Here is a 14182-nt window from a genome sequence, read left to right on the forward strand (position 1 = left end):
CATCGCGGAATGTCGACTTTGGGGTGGATTTGAGACATTCCCCTCCCTTTCAGGGAGGGGAGAAGAATGGCAGCAATCGGTCGACAGCCGTCGCTGCGTTTCAGGCGGCCTCGGCATCTTCATAAGCCTGTGCTTCGGCCGAAATGAGGATGTCTGCGAGCATCCAATAGGCCTCGCCCCACGCGCCGAGCACGTCGTCGGTTGCGATCTCTTCGCCCAGCACGTCGCGGATCGCGGGCAGCAGCGCGTCGGCGACATAGGGATAATGCTCCGCCTTCACCCCGGTATCGATGTGGCGCGCAACCATGCGCGATACCGCGGTGCCGAGGTTCTGAAGCTTGTCGATATTCTTCGCATAGGCGAGGATCGCGGCGGCGAGGCGCTTCGGTTGTTCGCCGCTCGTCTGCGCGGCGCGGTCGAACATCGCCTCGATGTCCTTGTTCTCGAACAGCCGGGCATACATCGCGGTGGTGATCGCAAGGCCATGTTTTTCGAGCGCCGGGGCGGTGGCTTTGACGATGGTCATGGCGTGGGCGGAGGCGGTGCGCATTTTGATGTCCTGTCCTTGAGATAGATGGTGTTCAGGCCGCGATGCGAAGTTCGTCGGCATGTTCGGGGTAGGGTGCGACGTGCGCCGCGGGTTCGATCCCGGCGAGTTCGCTGGCGAAGCCATGGTTGACATCGCGGTGGTGCGCTTCATCGGCACGGACGACGAGCACCACATCGCGCAGCGTCGCATCGTCGGCGAGCTTCCAATAATGGCGCGCGATTGCGGGCGCGGGCAGATTGGGACTGCGTCCTTCGTCTATTTCCTGAAGGTAGAGCGTGTAGCTGATCACGGCCTCTTCCTCGAAATAGCCGACGACGCGGTGCGCGGTCTTCGCGCTGATCAGGTAGAGCGCAAAGAAGGCGAGGTAGAAGACCCACTGGACGCCCAGGATCACAAGGCGCTCGAACAGCGTCGGCTTCGCAACCTCGATGAAGGTCATCAGGTGCATCCGCTCATTTTCGGCCTCTTCCATCAGCGTGCGGATCCAGCCCCTGTCATCTTCCATGCGGCGCAGGCTCTTGAGGTGGACCAGCGTCGCGCCGACCATGCCGGGGACCGCCGCGACCGTTTCGAGGACGATCGCGCGGTGGCCGTAGCGTTTGGCAAAGAAGGTGTCGGCGGCAAGGCGCAGCATCTTGGTGAAGCCGAACGCGATGCGGTCGGAGAAATCGGCCGGACGGTGGTGGACGTTGAGGTCGACAAAGGGGGCGTCGGACATGAGTCTTCTCCTTCGGATGATCAGGCGGCCTGGCGACCGGGGTCGCCCAAACGAAAAAACAGGGAAAGCTGCAAGCTTTCGGCGATACGTGCGGCCTTTGCCTGTAGGGCGGTTGCGGCGGATGGGGTCAGCAGCTCGTTCGTGGTGTCGGCCCAGATTTGTAGCCAGCGGTCGAACATCGCGGGTGTGATCGCGTCCTTATGCTTGAGGTGCGCTGCCATCGGACTGCCCTTGTAGCGTCCGCTCGTCAGCATCACCGACGACCAGAAGGCGACGAGCCTTTCGAGATGATCCGGCCAGTCGTGCACTGCCGCGTTGAACAGCGGTCCGATATCGGCGTCGGCGCGCACGCGGTCGTAAAAGGCCGGGATCAGGCACTCCAGCGCGGCTTCATCGATATGGTCGTCTTGTTTCACGACTCGCTCCAATCATGTATTTGATGTGCATGTATGATCGAAGTTTGAAACATGCAACAAAAATACATATTATACGGCGGCCGGCAATTTCGAAGGACCAAGATGCGCCTGACGCGCTACACCGACTATGCGATGCGCGTGCTCCTCTATGTGGGGGCGCAGGATGACGCGCGGCTAAGCCCGATCTCGGAGATTTCGCGCGCCTATGGCATTTCGCAGAACCATCTGATGAAGGTCGTCAACGACCTGGTAAACGCGGGCTATCTGGAAAGCGTGCGCGGGCGGTTCGGCGGGATCCGGCTGGCGAAGCCGGCCGCCGAGATCAATGTCGGCGTGGTGGTGCGCCATACCGAGGAAGGGTTCGACCTTGTCGAATGCGGAAGCTGCGTGATCGCGCCGGCGTGCGGGCTGACCGGCGCGCTCGCCGAGGCGCTGGCGGCATTTATGAAGGTGCTCGACGGCTACAGCCTTGCCGACCTGCTCGGCAAGCGCGCGAATTTCGCTGCGCTGTTCGGGCTCGACGAACCCGCGCGCGCCTGACAGGTCAGCGGCGCGGCCAGCCCTTGTCGCGCGCCTGCTGCTCACGTGCGGCGTCGAGCGGATCGCCTGCCATCATCGCGGCCGCGGCGGCGGCGAGTTCGCCCGACGACGCCTGACGATAGTCGGTGCCCGCCTGTCCCCGCATCGTGCGCTCAAGATGCCAGTGTCCGTCGTCTTGGCAGCCGATGCCATCCAGCGACGCGCTCTGAAAGCTGCGGCAATAGCGCCCGGCCCTGTCCTGAAAGCTGAGCCCGATCCGTACCGTCGCACTGGACGGCTGGTTCGAGGCAAGCTGCGTGTCGAGCGCCTCGGCTAGGGGGCCGGCGGCGACGACCGCGCCATTCGCCTCAGCAAGGCTGGGGGCCGGCATCCATGGCCGCAGTCCCAGCGTGAGCCCGAGCACGAGCGAAGCCGCAATCGCGCCCCAATGAACCGCCGTAACGCGCGCGCGCTTTGCCTCGCGGCGCGCGGCGATGCTGGTGTCGACCGACTGATCGGGCACCAGCAGCGCACGCAGTCGCTCGGGTACCGCTTCTTCGGCAACCGGGGCGTAATGTGCCGCCAGTTGGGCCCTCAGCGCGCGATGGCGGGCGATCTCGGCAGCCAGCGCGGGATCGCTTTCGGCTTCGCGCTCAATTCGGCGTGCTGTCAGATCGTCAAGTTCGCCGTCGACGAAGGCGGCGACAGTGGCGGGATCGAAACTCATGCGGCTTCTCCCAGCAAATGCATCAGTGTTTCGCGTCCGCGCGCGAGGCGTGAGGTGACCGTGCCGATCGGGACGTCCAATATGTCGGCGGCTTCGCGATACGCATAGCCTTCGACGAGGACGAGCATCACCACCTCGCGCTGCTCGTCGGGAAGGCGGGCCATCGCGCCATCGACATCGCCGCGCAGCGTTCCGGCCTCGACTTCCGCAGCGCCGTCGCCTGCGACTTGCGTCACCGCATCGTCGATGGGGGCATGGACGCCGCGCCGGCCCGCGGCACGGCGCTCGTCGATCCAGAGGTTGCGGGTAATACGGTACATCCAGCTATCCAGTCTCGTTCCCTGTTGCCACTGCCCCTGCGATTTCAACGCGCGTTCGATCGCCGCCTGACATAAATCGTCGGCATCGCTGGCGTCGCGCGTCAGCCCGCGCGCAAAACGGCGCAGACGCGGCAGCAATTCAACCAGTTCCTCTTCGAAGCGCATTTTCGCCTTTCGATTGTGTGAGGAAGAAACGACTGGCTTCTATCGTTTCTTCCGCACCATGCTAAATTTTTTCGGGAACCGGCCGCCGTGCCGACCCGTGTGAGACTTGCAATGCGACATTGGACGACATCATTGGCAATGTTCTGCCTTCTGCTCGGCGGGGCCGATGCGCGCGTCGCGGCGCAGGTCGCGCTGCCGCAAGTCCAGCTTCCCGGCACCGGCGGACCGCTGCTGCCGGAGGTCGAGATTGGCCGCGTCGTCGTGATGGGGGACAATCTGACGCAGTTGCGGCTCGATCGCATCACTGCGCTGGTTCGCGGCAACCGTGACAGGATTGAGCTCGACGAGCGCGGCGAACCCGCCGTGCGGGGAGCGCTCGTTGCGAGCGGGGTCGATGCGGCGATGGTCGCTCGGGCGGGCAAGGGGGGCTTTGCGCTGATCGATCGCGAGCGCATCGAAGGGCTCGACCTCGATATCGCGCGTTTCCAGGTGCCCGATGGACGCAGCCTGGCGCGCGCGCGGAAGCAGCTCGCAAAGCTGTTGCCGGGCGCCGAAGTCGATGCCGACAATCTCTATTTCCCTAGCGGGCCGGGCGGGGCACTCACGGGTGCGGCACTCGCGACGGCGGAGGGCAGCGGCAAGGCGAGCCTGGGCCTGATCGACGGAGGTGTCGCGGCGCACCCGTCGGTTGCGGGACGCGTCGAGCAGCGCGGCTTTGCGAAAGGCGCGCCATCGGCAAGCCGTCACGGCACGGCGGTGGCTTCGCTGCTCGTCGGCAGCGGCGCGGTGCGCGGTGCGGCGCCCGGCCAGCGCCTGCTCGCGGCCGATGTCTATGGGACCGATCCCGCAGGCGGCAATGCCAGCGCGATCGCGCGCGCGCTGGGCTGGCTCGTGCAGAGCGGCGCGGCGGTGACGACGATCAGCCTCGTCGGCCCCGATAACAAACTGCTTGCCGCGGCGGTCAGTCGCGCACAGCAGCGCGGCATGTTGATCGTCGCTGCGGTGGGCAATGACGGTCCGGCAGCGCCTCCCGCCTATCCCGCTTCCTATAAAGGCGTATTCGCCGTCACCGGGGTGGACGCGAAAGGCCGTGCGTTGCCGGAGGCCGGCCGCGCGCTGCACGTCGATTTCGCGGCGCCCGGCGACGCGGTGCTGGCGGCAACGGGGGCGGGCAGCAGCGACCGGCTGCGCGGGACGTCCTTTGCCGCTCCGCTCGTCGCCGGACGGCTGGCGCTTCGCTATCCCGTCCCCGCGATCGATCACATCGAACCTGCGGTCACGGCGCTCGTCATGGAGGCGCAGGATCTGGGCAGGAAGGGGCGTGACAAAATCTATGGTCACGGCCTGATTTGCGGGGCTTGCGGCGGCCGCTGACTCTATTCTTGCAAAATTTTCCGGAATAAAATCGAACGCGCCATCGTTCTCTCCACAGGCCCACCCCCTCCGGGCCGCAAACTCAGGAGTAGGACAATGGCAAATCGCATCTTCATTTCGGCCATCGCGTTCGCCGCGTCGACCATGGCTTTTTCAGCGCCGGCCACCGCACAGTTGCTTGGCGGTAGCGGCGGCTTGGGCGGCAACCTCGGCGGCACGCTGGGCGGGACGCTCGGCAATCCGACCGGCCCCATCGGCGGGACGCTGGGATCGGCGGGTGAACTTGCCGGTTCGGGCCGCGGCGACGCGCATGTCGATCGTCGTTCGGGACGCGTGCAGGGCAAGGGCAATGCCGACGCGAGCGGCAAGGGTTCGGCCAATGGGACCGGCAATCTGCTCGGCAACAATATCGGTGGAAACGCCCAAGGCGGGGGCAGCGCTTCGGGTGGCGGCAGCCTCGACGCGCAGGTCGTCGGGACCGATTTCGTCGGCAGCACCGCGCGCGGCGCGGTTGGCACGGCAACCGGAACGGCTTCGACCGCAACCGACACCGCGCGCGGTGCGGTCGGGACTGCCCGTGACCGGACGGGCGCCGCACTGTCGAACGTCTCAGGCAGCGCCGGCGGTGCCGGGTCGGTCGCGGGCAGCTTCCAGGGCAGCCTCGGTCAACTCGCCGCCGCGGGTAGCGGCGCGGCGACGGGCGCCGGTATGTTCGCAGTCGAACCCGGCATGGCGGTGACCGACGCGCGGGGCAAGGTGATCGGCTACGTCCAGGAATTGCGTCAGACCGGCAGCGGTGTCGTGCAGGCTGTGACCGTCGAAGTCGGCGACCGTGTCGCGACGCTGCCTGCGGCCAGCTTCGCCGGCTCGGGCGACGTCCTCGTGACCGGCATGACCAAGGGGCAGCTCAAGAAAACGGCCGATCAGCAGGAAGCCGAATAGACCAAATGGGGTGGCCGCCCTTTGCGGCGACCATATCTGGACGGGCCGCCCGTGCGGTCCGCCTTTTTTCGTTCGGCTGAAAAAGCTTCCGGGGGGCGGGGCCTTTCGGCCGCTCCGCCCCCCGGTCAGCATCGGGGGCAAGTGGGGTTTTCCCGGGTGGGGGCAGGGGACATCAGGGACCAGACTGATGCCCCCCACCGCTCCATTGAGCGGAACACTCGGGAACATCTGATACTATACAATTGCCGTGCCAGTTTGCGGCCTTCGAGGTTTCCGGCGGGAGACGCTGGTTAGCAATTCCTTACCGGCATCCGCCGGTGTCAAAAATCCCGACACTCTGCCGTTCAGATTTGTTCAGCAAGCGTTCAGCCCATTGACTACATTTGTAGTCGCATCGTATCGACGGTGCCGATGGAGGGGTCCGAATGGCAGAACGAGCAAGCGAGTCGGAGATGCAGGTGCTGTCGGCGCTGTGGGAGGATGCTCCCCAGAGCGCGGCCGACCTGACTTCGCGCATCGGCAAGATCAACGGCTGGACGCAAGCGACGGTGAAGACCTTGCTCGCGCGGCTGGTGCAGAAAGGTGCGGTCACGGCAGAGGCCGACGGTCGGCGCTATCTCTATAGTCCGGCAGTCGAGCGCGCCGACGCCGTCGGTGAAGAATCGCAGCGTTTCGTTGATCGCCTGTTCGGGGGCCGTGTCAGCCCGCTGATCGCGCATCTCGCCGACCGCGAGGCGCTGAGCGACACCGATATCGCCGAGATCGAGGCGCTTTTGAAAAGGCTCAAGTCGTGAGCGCCGCGATGCTGCTTCAGGCATGGGCCGACACGCTGGTCACGACGGGCGTTCTTGTCCTGCTGGTGCTCCTCGTCCGCAAGCCCTTCGCGCGGCATTTCGGTCCGCGGTTGACCTATGCGCTGTGGGCTGTGCCCGGGCTGCGGCTCATGCTCCCGCCTTTGCCGTTTGCAGATCCGGTGATTGTGATGTCCGAACCAACAGTTCCGGCGATGGTCGACGCCCCCGTCGGCCTGTCGGTCGCAGCACCGGCGCCGGCCGCCGAATCTTTCTGGTCGCTCGCCGAGATGATCCCCGTTCTTTTCGGGCTGTGGGTCGCGGGTGTGATCGCGGTGCTGGCCGCCGCGATGATCTCGCACATGCGATTTCGCCGTTCGGTTTTGGGTGAGTCGGTCGAACTCGAACCGATCGGCAAGATCCGGCTTGTAATGTCCGACGCGGTCGATGGCCCCGTCGCCTTTGGCCTTTGGCAGCGCCATGTTGCCGTGCCGCACGACTTTTTCGCCCGCTACGTGGCCGAAGAGCGGGCGCTGGCGATCGATCACGAGCTGTCGCATCATCGCCATGGCGATCTCTGGGCGAACAGCGCTGCGCTCGTGCTGCTCGCCGTCCAATGGTTCAATCCTTTCGCCTGGCGTGCGATCCGCGCTTTTCGTTTCGATCAGGAGGCGGCGTGCGATGCGCGCGTGCTGACGATGGCGCACCGGGACGAGCGGCAGGAACGCACCGCGCGCTACGCAACGGCGATCGTCAAGGCCGCGGTCGGGCCGCGTCTGTCGCTCGCCGCGCCGATGGCGGTCCATGACAATCTGCAGGAGCGGCTGACGATGTTGACGCAAGAGGATATTTCCGAAAGTCGCAGCCTGACCGGCCGGCTGTTAATCGGCGGCGCGACCCTTGCGATGCTGGCGACAACCGCGACGCTCGTTCCTGCCGGCGTAGCGAGCGCCAGCGCACAGATTGGCGAGGTGCCCGAACCGCCGGCTCCGCCATCCGTCGATGCGCCGCTTCCGCCTGAAGCGCCACCGGCGCCGGGGACGATGGTCTTCACCTCGACCGGCGAGGATGTGACCGAAAGCGTTACGACATCCGACGACGGCAAAAGGCGTGAAGTGCACCGGATCGTCATCCGCCGCGACGGCGATGACGAGAAGGCGAAGACCGTGGTGTTCGCTCCGGCCGACGGCAAGGCACCCAAGGTCCGTCAAATCGAAGTGCGGACCCTTGGCAATCTGTCGCGTGACGATGTGCTCGCGACGCTGAAAGAGCAGGGGATCAGCGGTAAGCGGGCCGAAGCCATTGCCGACAAGCTGGAAGCGAAGCGCAGCGAACGGCTTCGTACCGCGCTGGCGCCGATGCCGCCGCTGCCGCCCAAGGCGCCCCGGCCGCCCGTCGCCTGGGCCCCGTCGCAAGGGCATGCGGTAGCGGTTGCTCGCTGCGGGGCTGGCAAGGCGGCGCCGACGGTCGATCGCGAGGAAATCAATGGCAGTACGCGCAGCCGCTATGTGATGATCGCGTGCGCCGACGGTCCCGAGGCAAAGGCGCAACGCCTGTCGGCACTCAGGAAGGCGCGCGAGAGCTTCCTCGGGAGCGACAGCAATCTGTCGGAAAACATGCGCGCCAAGATCGCAGCCGACATCGACAAGGCGATCGCCGAGATGGAGAATTCGGACCATTAGGCCCGAGCAGCTTCTACGCCGGTCTCCGCTCCCCGGTGGGACCGGCGGCAGAGGCGGGGAAGGGGGCGGCGCATGTCGCTCCCTTTTTCGTGTCCGTTCTTTTTGACCGGCACGTCTTTTCCTTCGCCGCGCGCGATGCCACATGGGCGGCATGAGCGAAGAAAAGCCCTGGCCTGACAGCATCCGCGCCGGCGGGTGCGAACAGCATGAGCCGTTGGTGCGGCGCGTATTGGCGCCGAACCCGTCCCCCTATACCTTTACCGGCACCCAGACATGGATCGTCGGGGCGGGCAGCGACGTCGCGGTGATCGATCCGGGCCCGACGGGATCGGGACTGAGCATCGGGGATCCCGCCGATATCAATGGGACCGGTCATGTCGACGCGATCCTGCGCGCGGTCGAGGGGCAGCGCGTTGTGGCAATCCTTTGTACCCACACGCACCGCGACCATAGTCCCGCCGCCGCGCCGCTGAAGGAAGCGACCGGCGCGCCGATTATCGGCTGTGCGCCGCTCGCCCTGTCCGACGACGGGCCGCGTGCGGACTCGGCGTTCGACACCGACTATGCGCCCGACCGCATCCTCACCGACGGCGAGCGGATTTCTGGCGACGGCTGGACGCTGGAAGCGGTAGCGACCCCCGGGCATACGTCGAACCATCTCTGTTTTGGGCTGATTGAAAGCGGCGCGCTGTTCACCGGCGACCACGTCATGGCGTGGTCGACCAGCGTTGTCAGCCCGCCCGACGGCGACATGGCGGCCTATATGGCGAGCTTGTCGAAACTCTATGAGCGTGAAGACCGTGTCTATTATCCGGCGCATGGCCCCGCGGTGACCAAGCCGCGGCAACTGGTGCGCGGTATGCTCGGCCACCGTAAGCAGCGCGAGCGGCAGATTTTGCGGGAACTCGAAAAAGGGACGGCTGTTATCCCGGTGATGGTCAGCCACATGTACAAGGGGCTCGATCCGCGCCTGACGGGTGCGGCCGGCCGGTCGGTTCTGGCCCACCTGCTCGACCTGAAAGCGCGGGGGGTCGTCCGCGCCCGCCCCGGCGAGATCGGGCAGGAAGAATGGGAACTGGCATGATCGTTTCGCTGCTTTGGGCCGCCGCTGCCGGGGTTGCCGCGCTCGCCTCCGGCCCTGTTGCGGCGCTGACGGGGGAGGAAGGAAAAAGCCGGTGCCTGCCTGATCGCAGTCTGTGCCTTGACGTCCCGCCGACCGAAGAGGGTGGCGGGGCGGGAGCCGTCCTGCGCGTTTCGTCGCCGGGTGCCGAGGCTGTTTCGCTGACCCTGCCGGAATTTGACGAGGCGCAGTCGGTCGCGCTTTGGCCCCGGCTGATCCGCGCAAAGGGCGATCCCGACCGCTATCTCGTCGGTATCCTTACCGGGCAAACGAGCATGTATTCGGGCGGCGGGGGATCGGCGTCGCAGCTCCACCTGATCGAACTCGATGCCGCACCCAAAGCGCCGAGGCTCGGCGGCGAGGCACTTGTGGTGCCGTGGACCGGATCCTTGCTGATCCGCGCCTGCTTTTCGGAAAAGGACATGAAGGACCGGCTCGAGGCGTGCCACGACGAATATGATTTCGGCGCCACAATAGCCGCAGCGCCGGGCAGCGCGGCCGTTTTTCCGACGCTCAGCTATCGTGCCGTCGCGACCGCTTTTCCGCGCACGTCGCGTCGCTCGGAAGACAATGGCGCCACGACGCTCAAGCGCGCCGATCTCGTTCGCGCACAGGACCCCGCCTGCACCTATGATCGGGTTCTGCGCTATGACCCTGCGACATCGCGCTATGAACTGGATCGCCCGCTGCCCGATTGTTCGGATTATACGACACCATGACCCAGAATTTTTCCTCGCCCGCTCCGCGCCTGTTGCCGCGCCTCATCCTTCTCGCCGCTGCCGCCCTTCTCGCGCTGGCTGCCTGGTGGGCGGTGTCGGCGTGGCAGGACTGGCAGCGCGGCTATGATCCCGAGACCGTCGTTGCCGCGAGCCTGCAGGGATTGCAGGAACAGAATGTGCTGGTGCCGTTCACAGCGCGCTACGTCGCGGTGGTGACCTCGACGCAGAGCCGCCTCGGCCTCACGGCCAAGAAGACGCTGATCATGCCGGGCACGGTGCGTTACGAACTCGATCTTGGCAAATTGAGGCAATCCGATCTCGTCTGGGATGCGGCGACCAATGCGCTCACCGTCACCCTGCCGCCGCTGCGGCTCGCGGGGCCGGAGATCGATATCGACGCGATCAGCGAATATCGCGACGGCGAAATCCTGCTGACGCTGACCGATGCGGAGCGCACGCTCGACGCCGCCAACCGCAAGCGCGCGCAGGAGGAACTGATCGCGCAGGCGAAGGGCGCGACGCCGATGCGGCTGGCGCAGGGCGCAGCGCGCACCGCGGTCGAACAGAGCTTTGCCATGCCGCTGAAGGCGGCGGGGATCGATGCGAAGGTAACCGCGCGCTTTGCGGGCGTGCCGACTGGGTAAATCCCGGCTTTCCGGTCCTCCGTCGCTTTGTTATCCTCGCCCCCGACAGGGCAGGGGAACAGGCATGGCTAGCACCGCAGGGGGCGCCGCGCGCGCCGAGCTTTTCTGGCATCGTATGGCGATCGGCCTCGCGATCTTCATCGTCGTCGGTTTTCTGCAATTCGCGCTGAGGGGCTTCGTCGACCCGGTTGCCGCGCCTTTCTGGGTGCATGTCCACGGCGTCGCGATGCTATCGTGGCTGGCGCTGCTGATCGTCCAGCCGACGCTTGTGTCGCGCGACAATCTGGCGCTCCACCGCAAACTCGGCTGGGCGGGGGCGGCGCTCGCGATCCTCATCACCTGCCTTGGCATCTTCACCGGCGTCGCATCGCTGGTATTGAACCGCTTTCCGCCTTTTTTTCCGCCGCCCTATTTCCTCGCGCTGACGGTGGTGGAGTCGCTGGTCTTCGGGCTGATGGTCTGGGCGGCGGTACGCCGGCGCCATACGACCGCATGGCATCGGCGGCTGATGATCGGCGCGACGATCGTCATCCTCGAACCTGCGCTCGGGCGCATCCTGCCGATGCCGCTGATGATCGGCTGGTCGGACATTCCGATCGGGCTGATCCAGCTTGGTGTTGTCGGGATCGTCGCGCTCTATGACCGGCGCACGCTTGGGCGTGTCCATCCGGCGACAAAGGCGGTCGCGGCGATTGTCATCGCGGTGCGCGTCACCATCTATCTGCTGGCGATGATGCCCCCCGTCATTGCGCTCGCGGAGCGGCTTGCCGGCGCATAGCCGAATTGCCCTGCCGCGGGCAGCGGTGTAGGGGGTGCGCCAAGGCTGAAGCCATATAAGGAAAAGCGATGACTGCTCCCGTTCGCGAGAATCTCTCGGGCCTCGACCTGCGCGCCGAAATCGAGCGCCTGCGCAAGGAACGCAACGCCGTCATCCTCGCGCATTATTACCAGAAGCCCGAGATTCAGGATCTCGCCGATTTCGTCGGCGATTCGCTCGAACTGTCGCGCAAGGCGGCCGACACCGACGCCGATGTGATCGCCTTCTGCGGCGTGAAATTCATGGCGGAGACCGCAAAGATTCTGTCACCCGAAAAGACCGTCATCCTGCCTGACATGGACGCCGGATGCAGCCTCGAGGATAGTTGCCCGCCCGAACAGTTCAAACGCTTCCGCGAGGCGCATCCGAACCATATCGCGCTGACCTACATCAACTGCTCGGCGGCCGTGAAGGCCTTGAGCGACATCATCGTCACTTCGTCGAGCGCCGAGACGATCATCAGCCAGATCCCCGAAAGCCAGCCGATCATCTTCGGTCCCGACCGTCATCTCGGTGGCTATCTCAACCGCAAGTTCGGGCGTGAGATGCTGTTGTGGCCCGGCGTGTGCATCGTCCATGAGGCGTTCAGCGAAACCGAGCTGATCAAATTGAAGGCGCAGCATCCGGGCGCGCCGGTCGCGGCGCACCCCGAATGCCCGCCGCACATCGTCGATCATGCCGACTATGTCGGATCGACCAGCGGCATCTTGCAATTCGCCAAGAATTTCCCGGGCGACACGCTGATCGTCGCGACCGAGCCGCATATCATCCACCAGATGGAGCTGGCGCTGCCGGAGAAGACTTTCATCGGCGCGCCGGGCGCCGACGGCAATTGCAACTGCAATATCTGCCCGTACATGGCGCTGAACACGATGGAAAAGCTCTACATCGCGCTGCGCGACCTCAAGCCGCAGATCGAGATGGAGGAAGGCCTCCGCCTCGCCGCGCGCAAGAGCCTCGACCGGATGCTCGAAATGGCATCGGGCACCGTCGGCAAGGGCGATCTCGGCCGGGCCTGAGTCGCGCATCACCGATCGATCCGGTTCCGCAAGGGCGAGTCGCGCGGTCGATTCGACCTGTTGCATTGCACCAATTGAATCCGAAAATGCTGCAGCGCTGTTACAAAAATGCTGCAGGGAATCCGCTTGTTGCTAATGCCGGACTTATCCACAAGCGCGGGTGGTTTGAGGCGGGTTTCCGTGCATTTTTTGTTGGCGCCCCGAGCGCTTCATGTCAGCTTCAAATCATCGGAAGACGGAGACGACAGACCACCGGGACATCAAGGGTAGTTGCAAGACTAGCCGGAAGAGAACGGACGGATTGACGAGGAAATCTACTGATAGTCTGGTCACGGAACGTAGCGATTCCCACGAGTTGATGCGAACCCGACCGGATACAGGAAATGCAGTCCATCGCTTGGACAGCGACTGCTTCGGCAGACGCAAGAAGAGATGATGAAGGGCTTTCCAGGTGCGGCCGGCCCCCGAAAGGGGGCCGACCAAACCGTCGCCGGACTGTTCCGGCGTGCGCCGCAACGCATCGTTTTGCGGGCTGCCGATCGCAAGAGAAGCGGACCGGGATGAAGTGAGGCGGAGTGCGTGGGGCAAAGCCGGATAGTGGGGGTTGGCAGCGATGTCGGCCCCCATTTAGCATGCGCCGTCGATCCAGCGCCGCGCTGCGCCCCCGCGCTTCAACCGCGACCCCATTTATTTTCATCCCTGTGACTTTCGTCACACCAGCGTCAAACGCGGCTGCTTAGTGCCGTCTTGCGACCCGGAGACGTTCCCGATCAGGAACCGATCCCCCTTTCCCGGCCGAGCCCAGGCGGGCCGGCCGGGAACCTTTCGCTTTCGATCCGCATTGTTTCGATATCGCTCAGGCGGTGTCCGGCTGCGACCGGACGTTTCGATAACTGCCGGCCCACAGCATGCGTCCGGCCGGTTCAGGGAAGGGAAAACCATGGGTCTGATCATCACATTGATCGTCGGCGGCATCATCGGCTGGCTCGCGAGCATCGTCATGCGCACCGATGCGCAGCAGGGCATCATCCTGAATGTCGTCGTCGGCATCGTCGGCGCGTTTCTCGGCAACTTCCTCGGCAGCTTTTTCGGCATGGGCGCAAGCCTCGACGCCTTCAGCCCGGTGGGTCTGCTCTGGGCGTTCATCGGCGCGGTGGTGCTGCTGGGCATCATCAACCTTTTCCGCCGCGGCCGCGTCCGCTGAGCGGTTGGCGGACGAGCCATCGCTCTCCGCCATTCTGCTAGGCGATATCAGATATTTGGGTTAACAACGTCATGCCTGCAGGGTCAGGCGCCAACATCGATCGTAGGGGGTCATTTATGACTTGGATTATTGCAATCATCATGGGCGGGATCATCGGCTGGCTGGCCAGTATCGTGATGCGCACCGACGCTCAGCAAGGCATCTTCCTCAACATCGTCGTCGGTTGCGTCGGGTCTATCCTCGGCCGCTTCCTATTCGGCAGCTTCCTGGGCGGAGGCCATTTGCGCGGCGACGCTTTCGACCCGATGACCTTGCTTACCGCCTTCATCGGTGCGGTCATTCTGCTCGCCATCGTCAACCTGGTAAAGCGCGGCAGGGTCCGCTGATCGCAACCGCCGGTCCGTCACGGGACCGGCGCGAAGAAAGGGGCGGCCGCCGCAAGGCGCGCCGCCCTT

At 65.1% G+C, this 14182-nt stretch carries 17 protein-coding genes; 12 read left to right on the forward strand and 5 right to left on the reverse strand.

The window, feature by feature from the left end; genetic code table 11:
• Positions 1-100 precede the first annotated feature (100 nt).
• The 3 genes from BLW56_RS10015 to BLW56_RS10025 are packed head-to-tail and all read right to left on the reverse strand — an operon-like array spanning position 101 to position 1684.
• A complete protein-coding gene (locus tag BLW56_RS10015; protein WP_093510353.1) occupies positions 101-550 on the reverse strand; it encodes a globin domain-containing protein in 450 nt (149 codons plus the stop codon).
• Positions 551-581: 31 nt separating this feature from the next.
• Positions 582-1268, reverse strand: a complete 687-nt coding sequence (locus BLW56_RS10020) for an alternative oxidase (RefSeq protein ID WP_093510354.1) — start codon at positions 1266-1268, stop codon at positions 582-584.
• Positions 1269-1288: 20 nt separating this feature from the next.
• The gene (locus tag BLW56_RS10025) at positions 1289-1684 is read right to left on the reverse strand and encodes a group III truncated hemoglobin (protein ID WP_093510355.1); all 396 of its coding nucleotides are present in this window, start codon (positions 1682-1684) and stop codon (positions 1289-1291) included.
• A gap of 102 nt (positions 1685-1786) precedes the next feature.
• On the opposite strand from BLW56_RS10025, the gene BLW56_RS10030 reads away from it, so the two are divergent.
• Positions 1787-2224 (forward strand): Rrf2 family transcriptional regulator, encoded by a 438-nt coding sequence (locus BLW56_RS10030; RefSeq protein WP_093510356.1) that lies wholly within the window; start codon positions 1787-1789, stop codon positions 2222-2224.
• Between the two features lie 4 nt (positions 2225-2228).
• Here BLW56_RS10030 and BLW56_RS10035 read toward each other — a convergent pair whose 3' ends face one another.
• A complete protein-coding gene (locus BLW56_RS10035) occupies positions 2229-2930 on the reverse strand; it encodes an anti-sigma factor (RefSeq protein WP_093510357.1) in 702 nt (233 codons plus the stop codon).
• On the reverse strand, positions 2927-3415 hold the full coding sequence (locus tag BLW56_RS10040; RefSeq protein WP_093510358.1) for an RNA polymerase sigma factor: 489 nt from the start codon (positions 3413-3415) through the stop codon (positions 2927-2929). The genes BLW56_RS10035 and BLW56_RS10040 overlap by 4 nt, the downstream gene beginning before the upstream one ends.
• 138 nt (positions 3416-3553) lie before the next feature.
• Here BLW56_RS10040 and BLW56_RS10045 point away from each other — a divergent pair, with 138 nt between their 5' ends.
• From BLW56_RS10045 to BLW56_RS10095, 11 genes are all read left to right on the forward strand, one after another.
• The gene (locus tag BLW56_RS10045) at positions 3554-4789 is read left to right on the forward strand and encodes a S8 family serine peptidase (RefSeq protein ID WP_256203375.1); all 1236 of its coding nucleotides are present in this window, start codon (positions 3554-3556) and stop codon (positions 4787-4789) included.
• Between the two features lie 96 nt (positions 4790-4885).
• Complete coding sequence (locus BLW56_RS10050; RefSeq protein ID WP_093510360.1) at positions 4886-5731, forward strand: hypothetical protein; 846 nt, start codon at positions 4886-4888, stop codon at positions 5729-5731.
• A gap of 425 nt (positions 5732-6156) precedes the next feature.
• On the forward strand, positions 6157-6525 hold the full coding sequence (locus BLW56_RS10055) for a BlaI/MecI/CopY family transcriptional regulator (protein WP_093510361.1): 369 nt from the start codon (positions 6157-6159) through the stop codon (positions 6523-6525).
• On the forward strand, positions 6522-8204 hold the full coding sequence (locus BLW56_RS10060) for a M56 family metallopeptidase (protein ID WP_093510362.1): 1683 nt from the start codon (positions 6522-6524) through the stop codon (positions 8202-8204). Before BLW56_RS10055 ends, BLW56_RS10060 begins: the two co-directional genes overlap by 4 nt.
• 151 nt (positions 8205-8355) lie before the next feature.
• Complete coding sequence (locus tag BLW56_RS10065) at positions 8356-9288, forward strand: MBL fold metallo-hydrolase (protein WP_093510906.1); 933 nt, start codon at positions 8356-8358, stop codon at positions 9286-9288.
• Complete coding sequence (locus tag BLW56_RS10070; protein ID WP_093510363.1) at positions 9285-10043, forward strand: hypothetical protein; 759 nt, start codon at positions 9285-9287, stop codon at positions 10041-10043. Before BLW56_RS10065 ends, BLW56_RS10070 begins: the two co-directional genes overlap by 4 nt.
• Positions 10040-10687, forward strand: a complete 648-nt coding sequence (locus tag BLW56_RS10075; protein WP_093510364.1) for a DUF4230 domain-containing protein — start codon at positions 10040-10042, stop codon at positions 10685-10687. Before BLW56_RS10070 ends, BLW56_RS10075 begins: the two co-directional genes overlap by 4 nt.
• A gap of 64 nt (positions 10688-10751) precedes the next feature.
• A complete protein-coding gene (locus tag BLW56_RS10080) occupies positions 10752-11465 on the forward strand; it encodes an adenylate cyclase (protein WP_093510365.1) in 714 nt (237 codons plus the stop codon).
• 68 nt (positions 11466-11533) lie between these two features.
• The gene (nadA, locus tag BLW56_RS10085; protein ID WP_093510366.1) at positions 11534-12523 is read left to right on the forward strand and encodes a quinolinate synthase NadA; all 990 of its coding nucleotides are present in this window, start codon (positions 11534-11536) and stop codon (positions 12521-12523) included.
• 940 nt (positions 12524-13463) lie between these two features.
• Positions 13464-13727 carry a GlsB/YeaQ/YmgE family stress response membrane protein gene (locus BLW56_RS10090; RefSeq protein WP_093510367.1) on the forward strand — a complete coding sequence of 88 codons (264 nt, stop codon included), beginning with the start codon at positions 13464-13466 and terminating at the stop codon, positions 13725-13727.
• A gap of 116 nt (positions 13728-13843) precedes the next feature.
• Positions 13844-14113: a GlsB/YeaQ/YmgE family stress response membrane protein gene (locus tag BLW56_RS10095; protein WP_093510368.1), complete on the forward strand. Its 270-nt coding sequence runs from the start codon at positions 13844-13846 to the stop codon at positions 14111-14113.
• Positions 14114-14182 lie beyond the last annotated feature (69 nt).

The sequence above is a fragment of the Sphingopyxis sp. YR583 genome (assembly GCF_900108295.1).
Lineage (GTDB): Bacteria > Pseudomonadota > Alphaproteobacteria > Sphingomonadales > Sphingomonadaceae > Sphingopyxis.

What these genes read in the sequence shown, in the direction of transcription:
- BLW56_RS10015 (WP_093510353.1), bottom strand. Translation starts at nt 550, where the DNA reads ATGCGCACCGCCTCCGCCCACGCCATGACCATCGTCAAAGCCACCGCC.
- BLW56_RS10020 (WP_093510354.1), bottom strand. Translation starts at nt 1,268, where the DNA reads ATGTCCGACGCCCCCTTTGTCGACCTCAACGTCCACCACCGTCCGGCC.
- BLW56_RS10030 (WP_093510356.1), top strand. Translation starts at nt 1,787, where the DNA reads ATGCGCCTGACGCGCTACACCGACTATGCGATGCGCGTGCTCCTCTAT.
- BLW56_RS10035 (WP_093510357.1), bottom strand. Translation starts at nt 2,930, where the DNA reads ATGAGTTTCGATCCCGCCACTGTCGCCGCCTTCGTCGACGGCGAACTT.
- BLW56_RS10040 (WP_093510358.1), bottom strand. Translation starts at nt 3,415, where the DNA reads ATGCGCTTCGAAGAGGAACTGGTTGAATTGCTGCCGCGTCTGCGCCGT.
- BLW56_RS10045 (WP_256203375.1), top strand. Translation starts at nt 3,554, where the DNA reads ATGTTCTGCCTTCTGCTCGGCGGGGCCGATGCGCGCGTCGCGGCGCAG.
- BLW56_RS10050 (WP_093510360.1), top strand. Translation starts at nt 4,886, where the DNA reads ATGGCAAATCGCATCTTCATTTCGGCCATCGCGTTCGCCGCGTCGACC.
- BLW56_RS10055 (WP_093510361.1), top strand. Translation starts at nt 6,157, where the DNA reads ATGGCAGAACGAGCAAGCGAGTCGGAGATGCAGGTGCTGTCGGCGCTG.
- BLW56_RS10065 (WP_093510906.1), top strand. Translation starts at nt 8,356, where the DNA reads ATGAGCGAAGAAAAGCCCTGGCCTGACAGCATCCGCGCCGGCGGGTGC.
- BLW56_RS10070 (WP_093510363.1), top strand. Translation starts at nt 9,285, where the DNA reads ATGATCGTTTCGCTGCTTTGGGCCGCCGCTGCCGGGGTTGCCGCGCTC.
- BLW56_RS10075 (WP_093510364.1), top strand. Translation starts at nt 10,040, where the DNA reads ATGACCCAGAATTTTTCCTCGCCCGCTCCGCGCCTGTTGCCGCGCCTC.
- BLW56_RS10080 (WP_093510365.1), top strand. Translation starts at nt 10,752, where the DNA reads ATGGCTAGCACCGCAGGGGGCGCCGCGCGCGCCGAGCTTTTCTGGCAT.
- nadA (WP_093510366.1), top strand. Translation starts at nt 11,534, where the DNA reads ATGACTGCTCCCGTTCGCGAGAATCTCTCGGGCCTCGACCTGCGCGCC.
- BLW56_RS10090 (WP_093510367.1), top strand. Translation starts at nt 13,464, where the DNA reads ATGGGTCTGATCATCACATTGATCGTCGGCGGCATCATCGGCTGGCTC.
- BLW56_RS10095 (WP_093510368.1), top strand. Translation starts at nt 13,844, where the DNA reads ATGACTTGGATTATTGCAATCATCATGGGCGGGATCATCGGCTGGCTG.